Source organism: Deinococcus sp. (assembly GCF_025362455.1).
GTDB lineage: Bacteria > Deinococcota > Deinococci > Deinococcales > Deinococcaceae > Deinococcus.
Genome location: NZ_JANYGJ010000143.1, coordinates 24,803 through 34,035, shown reverse-complemented (window position 1 = coordinate 34,035; position 9,233 = coordinate 24,803). Strand labels below are relative to the sequence as shown.

General features: G+C 65.3%; 9 protein-coding genes, 1 tRNA gene and 1 riboswitch. Of the genes, 7 read left to right on the top strand and 3 right to left on the bottom strand.

The genetic code is table 11. The annotated features are described in order from the left end of the window. Positions 1 to 45: 45 nt before the first annotated feature. The gene (locus Q0R23_RS11475; protein ID WP_293910604.1) at positions 46 to 249 is read right to left on the bottom strand and encodes a hypothetical protein; all 204 of its coding nucleotides are present in this window, start codon (positions 247 to 249) and stop codon (positions 46 to 48) included. An 85-nt stretch (positions 250 to 334) separates the two neighbouring features. Between Q0R23_RS11475 and argJ the strand changes: the two genes are divergently transcribed. The 6 genes from argJ to Q0R23_RS11445 all read left to right on the top strand — a co-directional run bounded on the left by argJ (position 335) and on the right by Q0R23_RS11445 (position 6,337). Continuing rightward, positions 335 to 1,489 (top strand): bifunctional glutamate N-acetyltransferase/amino-acid acetyltransferase ArgJ, encoded by a 1,155-nt coding sequence (gene argJ, locus Q0R23_RS11470; RefSeq protein ID WP_293913157.1) that lies wholly within the window; start codon positions 335 to 337, stop codon positions 1,487 to 1,489. Positions 1,490 to 1,564: 75 nt separating this feature from the next. Then, a tRNA-Ile gene (locus Q0R23_RS11465) sits at positions 1,565 to 1,641 on the top strand. 254 nt (positions 1,642 to 1,895) lie between these two features. Next, positions 1,896 to 3,320, top strand: a complete 1,425-nt coding sequence (locus Q0R23_RS11460) for an extracellular solute-binding protein (RefSeq protein ID WP_293913155.1) — start codon at positions 1,896 to 1,898, stop codon at positions 3,318 to 3,320. A gap of 140 nt (positions 3,321 to 3,460) precedes the next feature. Next, positions 3,461 to 4,393: a sugar ABC transporter permease gene (locus Q0R23_RS11455; protein ID WP_293913153.1), complete on the top strand. Its 933-nt coding sequence runs from the start codon at positions 3,461 to 3,463 to the stop codon at positions 4,391 to 4,393. Next, on the top strand, positions 4,390 to 5,301 hold the full coding sequence (locus Q0R23_RS11450) for a carbohydrate ABC transporter permease (RefSeq protein WP_293913151.1): 912 nt from the start codon (positions 4,390 to 4,392) through the stop codon (positions 5,299 to 5,301). The genes Q0R23_RS11455 and Q0R23_RS11450 overlap by 4 nt, the downstream gene beginning before the upstream one ends. Before the next feature lie 127 nt (positions 5,302 to 5,428). After that, complete coding sequence (locus Q0R23_RS11445; protein ID WP_293913149.1) at positions 5,429 to 6,337, top strand: aldo/keto reductase; 909 nt, start codon at positions 5,429 to 5,431, stop codon at positions 6,335 to 6,337. A gap of 87 nt (positions 6,338 to 6,424) precedes the next feature. On the opposite strand, the gene Q0R23_RS11440 is transcribed toward Q0R23_RS11445, so the two are convergent. Next, the gene (locus tag Q0R23_RS11440) at positions 6,425 to 7,210 is read right to left on the bottom strand and encodes an ABC transporter substrate-binding protein (protein WP_293913147.1); all 786 of its coding nucleotides are present in this window, start codon (positions 7,208 to 7,210) and stop codon (positions 6,425 to 6,427) included. A gap of 217 nt (positions 7,211 to 7,427) precedes the next feature. Beyond that, the gene (locus Q0R23_RS11435) at positions 7,428 to 7,796 is read right to left on the bottom strand and encodes a DoxX family protein (protein ID WP_293913145.1); all 369 of its coding nucleotides are present in this window, start codon (positions 7,794 to 7,796) and stop codon (positions 7,428 to 7,430) included. Positions 7,797 to 7,985: 189 nt separating this feature from the next. Next, positions 7,986 to 8,170: riboswitch (FMN riboswitch) on the top strand. 34 nt (positions 8,171 to 8,204) lie between these two features. Here Q0R23_RS11435 and Q0R23_RS11430 point away from each other — a divergent pair. After that, positions 8,205 to 9,200 carry an ABC transporter substrate-binding protein gene (locus tag Q0R23_RS11430; RefSeq protein ID WP_293913143.1) on the top strand — a complete coding sequence of 332 codons (996 nt, stop codon included), beginning with the start codon at positions 8,205 to 8,207 and terminating at the stop codon, positions 9,198 to 9,200. The last annotated feature ends 33 nt before the right edge of the window (positions 9,201 to 9,233 follow it).

Sequence of the window (9,233 nt, the reverse complement as noted above, 5' to 3'; positions counted from 1 at the left end):
TGATGACGAACCAATTTGCGCCGCAAACCGTTGGTGTGCCAGCCGTCAAGTTTTTTTTGGGTGCTGCTGCTCTTCCTGGCTGACGATGACCTGAAACAGATCACGCAGAAACGGCACATGTGCTGAACGCAGCACCCGTTCGATCTCGCCCACGCTGGCACCGGGCCGAATCTGGGTCTCCAACTCAGCGATCAGTTCCTGGTACGCTTCGTCCGCCTGAACTCTCCATCCTGCTGTTGTCGGCTCCATGGCCCATCATCCCCCATTTCTGAGTTGCACCCTTCGCCGCCTCACGCCGTTCCGTTCGGGCGGCCCAGCCTCTAGACTCCTGTGCATGACCACTCCCCTCCCCCAAGATTTTCAGACCGCCGCGCTCCAGGCCGGAATCAAACCCAGCGGCAAGACCGACCTGAGCGCCGTACTGTCCGGAACGCCCTGCGCCTGGGCCTTCGCGGGTACGCGCAGCGCCGCCGCCGCCGCCAGCGTGCGGCGTGCCCGGCAGCTCTACGCGGCGGGGCTGCCGCTGCGGGCCATCGTGGTCAACGCGGGCAATGCCAACGCGGCCACCGGGGCGGGCGGCGTCACTGATGACCTGGAGCTGAGCACATTGACGGCGGACACCTTCCAGCTCAGTCCAGACAGTGTGCTGACCGCCTCCACGGGCGTCATCGGGCACCGCCTGCCGATGGAGAAGGTGCGGGCCGGGGTGAGGCGCCTGGCCGACGGGTTACAGACGGCAGCCGACCCCCACGCCCAGGCGATCATGACCACCGACACCCGGCCCAAGCTGCTCGCCCGTGAGCTGAGCGGCGGCGCACGCCTGGTGGGGGTGGCCAAGGGCAGCGGCATGATCCACCCGGATATGGCGACCATGTTCTCGTTCGTCTACAGCGACGCGGCGGTGGACCAGCTCGCGCTCCGGGCCGCCTTTCCCGGCATCGTGGCGCGGACTTTCAACGCCGTGACCGTGGACGGCGACACCTCCACCAACGACATGACCGCCGTGCTGTGCAATGGCCAGGCCGGAGCTGCCGATACTGCCGAATTTCTGGCCGTGCTCGAAGACCTGATGCGTGAACTGGCCCGCGAGATTGCCCGCGACGGAGAGGGCGCCAGCACGCTGCTGACCGTGCGTGTGACCGGGGCGCTCAGCGCCGACGACGCCCAACTCGCGGCCCGCACCTGCGCCGGGAGTGCGCTGCTCAAAAGTGCGGTGCATGGCCGCGATCCCAACTGGGGCCGGGTCATCGCCGCGCTGGGCCGCAGCGGCGCCAGGTTGAACCTCGACAACTTGCGGGTCGAGGTGCAGGGCGTGCCGGTCTTTCACGCCGGGCCGCTAGACTACGACGCGGCGGCGGTGTCGGCAGCCATGAACGCGGAGGAAGTGGTCTTCGGCATCGACCTGGCGGCGGGCAGCGAGCGCGGCGAAGCCTGGGGCTGCGACCTCAGCGCCGAGTACGTGCGCATCAACGCCGAGTACACGACCTGAGCGCGTGGATGGATTGTTGGATTGTAACGGTTCTTGACAGTCCACAGGGCCGCTGCTAAGCTACCCACCGCCCGTGCGGGTGTAGCTCAGTTGGTTAGAGCGCACGCCTGATAAGCGTGAGGTCCCCAGTTCAAGTCTGGGCATCCGCACCAGAGCAGAAATTCCCCGTCTACGGCGGGGTCTTTTCAGTATTGATAGTGTCGGGATCGGTTGCGGCAGCGCGGCCAGGCCGCCCCAGGGCCAGCGCTCCACATTCCAGACAACCACCCAGACGACCACCCAGACAACCACACTTTAGACCTTCTTGAATTCGTCCCAAGTCATACCCTTGGGCGGGGACCGGGCGGGTAGATTAAGGCCCGCTGTGCTCAGCACCTTGCTCACACACATCTTCCAGGAGCCCTACATGAAACCTATACTTGCGCTGTCCCTGCTGCTCACCACGTCTGCCTCGCTCGCCGCGCCCGGTCCCTGGAAAGGCACCGTCACCATGTACGTGCAGGACTACACGCCCAACTATCCGGGGCAAAAGGTGCCGCTCAAGGCTTTTCAGCAACTCGCCGACGCCTACCAGAAAGCCAATCCCGGCATTCAGATCAAGTTCTCGGCGACCCCGGTGCCCGACAACGACACGATGGTGCGCGTCAAGGCGGCGGCAGGTGAGCTGTTCGATATCTACTGGGCGCAGGTGACCAGCCTCAACAGCACCCTGCCCAAAGGCGTCGCCACCGACCTGGCGCCCTACTTCAAGCAGCCCAACCCATATATTCCCGGCAACAAAGCCTGGCAGGACGTGATGAACAAGACGGTGCTGGCCGAGACCACCGCGCCGGGCGGAGCCGTCTACGCGCTCAGCGGCGATCAGGTGGCCTACACCGTCTTCTACAACAAGGATCTGTTCAAGAAAGCTGGGCTGACCAAGGAGCCGAGCACCTGGCCGGAACTGCTCGCGGCGGCCAGGAAGCTCAAGGCCGCTGGTATCGTGCCGATGCATGCCGTGCCCGCCTACCCCTGGTGGAGCCACCACTTCATGACCGACCTGTACAGCAAGGACTACGCCAAGCTCACCGGCTACGACGGCGCGCCGGGCCAGTCGCCCTTCGACGAGGCCGTCGCCATCCAGCGGGGTCTGCTGACGCCCAAGGACCCGCGCTTTTTGTCGTGGTGGCCCGCCTTCAAGCAGTTTACTGACACCTGGCCCAAGGACTACCTGACCGCCGACCCGGCCAAGAACTACGACGCCTTTCAGGATTTCGTGGGCGGCAAGGAAGCCATGCTCTACGAGGGCAGCTACAAGGCCCGCGAGATGAAAGACGCCGGAATCAAGTTCCCCATCGGCAGCTTCAACTTTCCCCAGCTCAGCGCCGCCGCCACGCCCGGCGCGACGGGGGCCTACACCGGCAACGCCTACAGCGGCACCGGCTCGTTTCAGTACGCGGTGAGCACGAACCGGGCCAACAAAACCATGACGCCCGATAAACTGGCCGCCGTGATCGACTGGATGCGCTACTTCGGCACGCCGGGCAACCTCCAGAAGATCGTGGCTGAAAACGGCAGCTACGTGCCGAGCTGGCCCGGCACCAAAGCGCAGTTCGCCGCGAATTTCGACAGCGCGGCCTTAAAGCAGCAGATCAGCCAGCCCAACCGCGCCATCGGGGTCGGCAACGCCTCGCCCAACCTCGGCTGGGGCGATATGCAAAAGATCTTCGGGCTGTACCTGTCGGGCAACATCACGCTCGACCAGGCCAAAGCCCAGGCGCAAACGGTGCTGGACCGCGCCGCTCAGGACTACGCCCGCAAAAACAAGGTCGATCTGAGCAAGGTCAAGTAAGCGGAGGCTTGCCGTGAATCCCAGCGTATTTCTGCTGACCACCCTCAGCCACACCTGGCCGTGGGTCACTCACTTCTAAATTCCGGACCGGGACGCCCTGCACCTGTGGCGTCCCGGTTGCTTGCCGTACCGGAGACGCCATGACTGCCCCCGCACCTGCCCTGCCTCCCGCCGCGCGCCGTGGCCTGCTCGCCCGCTTGCGGCGCGGTGGCCTGGCCTACCTGTTCGTGCTGCCCACCGTGCTGCTGCTGGCCTGGTACGCCTACTACCCGGCCTACATCGCCCTGACGCGCGCCTTTACCGACTGGGACGGCCTGAACACCCCCAACTTCACCGGCCTGGAGAACTTCCGGCAGGCCGTGACCGACCCGGCGATGGGCCAGGCCAGCCTCAATTCGGCGCTGTGGGTGGGGCTGGGGCTGGGGCTGGCGGTTATTCCGCCGCTGCTGGTGGCCGAGCTGATCTTTCATCTGCGCGGGCCGAGGCGCCAGTACGCCTACCGGACCCTGTTCATCGTGCCCATCGTGATTCCGTCGCTGGTGCTGCTGCTGGTCTGGGGCAGCTTTTACCGCAGTGACGGGCTGATCAACCAGCTCCTCGGAACGCTGCACCTGGGCGGCCTGCAACGCGAGTGGCTCAGCGACCCGCACACCGCGCTGCTGAGCCTGATCTTCCTGGGCTTTCCCTACATCGACGCCTTCAATCTGCTGCTGCTCTACGCGGGCTTGCAAAACATTCCCGGCGAGGTCATCGAGGCCGCCCGGCTCGACGGCGCCACCGGCTGGCGGCGAATCTGGACCATCGATCTGCCGCTGCTGGGGCCGCAGCTCCGGCTTATAGGGCTGCTGGCGATCATCGGCAACGTCCAGTATTTCATCTCGCCGCTGGTGCTGACCGGGGGCGGCCCCGGCAACGCCACCACCGTCCCGGCCCTGCTGATGTACCAGACCGCCGTGAAATTCGGCCAGTACGGCTACGCCATGAGCATCGCCGTGATGCTGCTGATCGTGGTGGTGGTGCTGACCCTGCTCTCGCAGCGGCTGGGCCGACTGAGCCAGGGAGCCCGGCTGTGAGCGGGCAAACCTTCGGGCGAACCGGGCGGGAGCGGCACCAGGCTGAGCGGGGACCGGGACCGGGACTGGGGGGCGGCGCGGGCCGGACGCTCGCCGAGCTCTCACGCCAGGCGGTGCTGCTGCTGCTGGGCCTGCTGGGGCTCTTTCCGCTGTACTTCACGCTGGTCAACTCGCTTAAAAACCCCACCCAGTACGCCGCCAACCTGCTGAATGTGCCCCTAGAGCTGCACCCCGAGAATTTCGCGGTGGCCTGGGGGCAGATCAATGGGCCGATGCTGCATTCGGTGATCATCACCGGCGCCAGCGTGATTCTGACCCTGGTGCTCGCGACGTTGAGCGCCTACGCCTTCGCGCTGATGGACTTTCCGGGGCGGCATGTTTTGTTTGCCTTGATCTTCGCCCTGCTGCTGATCCCCGACTTCCTGACGCTGATTCCGCTGTACCTCCAGATCAAGGCGCTGCCGCTGCCGAGCAACGACCTGGATCTGATTTTGCCCACGGTGGCCGCCGGGCAGGCGTTTTGCATCCTGGTGCTGCGGACCGCCTTCGAGGCCCTGCCACGCGACGTTCTGGAGGCGGCCCGCATCGACGGCGCCAGCGCCCTGCAAACGCTGACCCGCATCGTGGTGCCGATGAGCGCCCCGGTGCTCGTCAGCGTGGCGATTATCCGGCTGATTCCCGTCTGGAACGACTACCTGCTGCCCTCGCTGGTGCTCGACGAGGCGCACCGCACCCTGCCGGTGGCGCTGGTGGCCTTCCAGGGCGGCGGCGCGTCCAGCAGCGCGGCGCCCAACTACGGCGCCCTGATGGCCTCGTACCTGCTCTCGGCGGTGCCGCTGCTGCTGCTGTTCAGCTTTCTGATGCGCTACTACATCCAGGGCCTGAGCAGCGGAGCGGTCAAGGGGTAAGAGGGCGCCAGGGCGCCGTCTACAGCCTGCCCGGCAGCTTTATCGGCACACCACAGGGACTTTACGAGGTCTTTACCCTGCGGCCCGCGCACGGTTGCCCACCAGCTATGGGGTTAGAAGTATGACCATGACCACCTCCAGTAGCACGTCCAGCAAGACCCTCAGCGCAGCAGCCAGCGGCACCTTCAAGATCGGCGGCGACCTCAGCGTCAACCGCCTGGGCTTCGGCGCCATGCGCGTCACCGGCAAGGGCGTCTGGGGCGAGCCCGAAGACAGGGGCGAGGCCCTGCGGGTGCTCAGGCGGCTGCCGGAACTCGAAGTCGATTTCATCGACACCGCCGACGCCTACGGCCCGGACGTTTCCGAAGACCTGCTGGCCGAGGCGCTCTTTCCGTACAACCGGGGCAGCGTGATTGCCACCAAAGGGGCCAACACCCGCCAGGGGCCGGACCAGTGGGCGGCGGTGGGCCGCCCGGAATACCTGCGCCAGTGCGTGCAGATGAGCCTGCGCCGCCTGAAGATGGATCAGATTCCGCTGTGGCAGCTTCACCGCATCGACGCCAAGGTGCCGCGAGGCGAGCAGTTCGGGATCATGAAACAGATGCAGCAGGAGGGCCTGATTCGCCACCTGGGACTCTCGGAAGTCAACGTGGAAGAGATCAAAGCCGCGCAGCAGGTGTTTGAAGTGACCACCGTGCAGAACATGTACAACCTGGTCACCCGCCAGTCAGAGGCGGTGCTCGATTACTGTACGCAGCAGAATATCGGCTTCATTCCCTGGTTTCCGCTGGCGGCGGGCGACCTGGCCAGACCCGGCAGCATTCTCGACGACCTGAGCAGCAAGTACGGCGCCACGCCCTCGCAACTGGCCCTGGCCTGGGTGCTCAGGCGTAGCCCGGTGATGCTGCCGATTCCCGGCACCGGTAAGGTGAGGCACCTGGAAGAGAACGTGGCGGCGGCCACTATAGAGCTGAGCGACGAGGACTTCGCGGCGCTCGACGCCCAGGGCCAGCAGGCATCCGACAAAGCCAAATAGTCCAACATAGCCAAATAGGCCAAATAGATCGTCAAACCAGCGTCCCCCGCCCGAACTGGCCGGGGGACGCTTCTCGTTTTGGGCACTTCAGCTTTTGCAGCGCAGGTCGGCACCGAAATACTTGGTGCTGAGCTTCTCGAAGCGCCCGTCGCGCATGACTCTCGCCAGGCGACCGTTCAGGGCCAGGCGCAGGGCGCCCTGATCGACGGGCAGTTTGGCGCCGACGGGCACGCTCCACTGCGTCGGGCCGAACGAGACCTTGAGCTTGGGGTACATCTTGGCAAGCGCCGGGGCCATCATCCCGTACACCAGGGTCGCGTCGATCTGTCCGTCGGCCAGGGCCAGCGTCAGGTCGTTGGTGTTGGTGTACACGTTGGTCTTTTTGGCGAAGGGCAGTTTCTGCACGTAGCTCTGGACCGTGCTGCCGGAGATGACGCCGATGGTCTTGTTTTCCAGATCGAGCCGGGTCTGAATGGCCGGGTCGCGGGCCACCACCGACACGCCCAGGCACAGGTACGGCTGGGTGAAGTCCGCGTTGCGTCCCTGGGTGCTGGTGATGGTCTGGCCGCCGACCATCACGTCGATCTTGCCGTTCGCCAGGCTCGCCACCGTGTTGTCAATCTGAATATCGGAGAACTCGACATTCAGGTTCAGCTCCGCCGCCAGCAGGGTAATCAGCTCGGCCTCAAAGCCCACATACTTGCCGCCCGCCTGGTACACGAACGGCGGCAGGTTGATGCTGCCGACGTGCAGTACCCCTTCGGCGCGGATGTCTTGCAGGCTACGCGCCTGAGCGGGCTGGATCAGGCCCGCTACCAGCAGGGCCGCGCCTGCGAGCTGAGCGAGGCGCCGGGTCTTGAGCTGTCTGTTCATCGTTCTTCCTTTTCCTGCCTGGGCCTCAGCACTGCCGCCGTGCTGGCCTGGAGTGGCCGCGTGGGTCGGCTGGCCGTGAGCGATCAGCACCTGTGCGCCGACCTTTGACCTCAGCCTAAGGTTTACGTCTCACACTGAACTGACAGCGGCGGACACACCGGCAGGAAAAGTCAGGCGGCTTACATAAACGTGCCGCAAAAGCTAGACTTGTTCGGCGCTACCCGTTACCGCTGTCGGCGACGACCAGCAGCAAGCCGCCCATCATGGCGACGTTTTTGGCGAAATGCAGCATCTGGCCCTGGCGCTCGGCGCCTTGAAGTTGCCAGAACGGGTGGCCGACAATGGTGGTGGGCACCATCGTGGCCAGCAGGGCCAGGGCACTGGTGCGCGGCAGCACGCCCAGGGCGACCATCGCCCCCGACGCGGCCATGACGCCGCCGTTGATCTGGGTCAGCAGCTCCGGGGCAGGCAGCCCGGCCCGCTCGACCAGCCGGGCACGTTGCCGGGGGTCGCGCAGCGCACTCAGACCGCCCTGCACGAAAATGGAGGCCAGCGCGGCCCGGCCCACGAACTTGAGGATGCTCATGGCCGCATCCTGGCAGAAAAGGGCGGGCACCTGCCAGCTTTCGTGTTTAGACCGAGCCCAGAGAAGTAGGCACAGAGAGATAGGCACAGGGAAGTAGGCACGGGGAAGATAGGCACAGAACGAGCGTGGGCATTCAGTCCAACGTCCCGATCGTCATGCAGACCCGGCGATATAGTGAACCCGGCGCAAGCCATCCTTCGGGGCAGGGCGAAATTCCCTACCGGCGGTAACCGCTCAGGCACGAACGTCTGAGCCCAGCCCGCGAAGCTGAGGCAGACTGCACCACCGCCCCGGCCCGATCTGGTGAAATTCCAGAGCCGACGGTCCTCCCGCCAGTGAACTGGTGGGCACAGTCCGGATGAAAGAAGGAGGAAGCCGACCTGCCACCCGTGCAGGCCGGTACAGATCATGTCAAGGAAACACCAGACCATTCGTCTGGCGGTTTTGCTGAGCACTGCGCTGCTCGCTGCCGCCCCCTCTACCAGCACCGCCCAGGCCCAGACCGCGCCGCGCACCGTGCGCATCGGGCTGGGGTATATCCCCAACGTGCAGTTCACGCCGTTTTACGTGGCCCAGCGCCTGAACTACTTCAGGGCCGAGGGCCTCAGCGTCGAGTACCAGCACGGCTACGTCTCCGAGCTGATGCCGCTGCTGCTTCAGGGCAAGCTCGACTTCATCGTCGGCGACCCGGAAGACGCCATTTTTACGCGGGCAGCGGGCCAGCCGGTCAAGTACATCATGGCCATGTACCAGCAGGTGCCGGTGACGGTCTTCAGCCTGGGCAGCAAAAATATCCGCACGGTGAGCGACCTGAGAGGCAGGGTCGTGGGCATTCCCGGCACCTTCGGCCAGTCATATTTCGCCCTGAGCGCCCTGCTCGACTCGGCGGGGCTCCAGGAGAGCGACATCAAGCTCGCCTCCATCGGCTTTACCCAGCTCGACGCGGTGAGAAGTGGCCGGGTGGACGCGGCAGTCGGCTACGTCAACAACGAGGTGGTGAACCTCAAGGCGGCGGGCGTGCCGGTGAACGCCCTCGACGTGACCAAGGCGTATCCGATGGTCGGCGTGGGTCTGATCACCACCGAGAAGACCCTGGGCAGCGACCTCGCCAAGAAGGTCGTGCGGGCCTCGCAGCGGGCGCTGCGCTTCACCATCGGCGACCCGGCCCAGGCGTTCAAGATCGGGATCAAGGACTTCGGTTCGGGCGGCGGCTCTCTGGGCGTGCTCCAGGCCAGCCTTCCGTTGATGCAGAGCGCGGCCACGCGGCAAAGCGGCCTGGGCTACAGCGACCCCGCCGCCTGGAGCAAGGCGGTGGCCTACCTGCAAAAGCAGGGCAAGGTGGACAGCAAGGCGAAAGCCAGCGACTTTTACAGCAACGCGGCCATCAGCAAGACGCTGAAGTGAGCGCAAGCTGATCTCAGATTTGAACATCGCCCC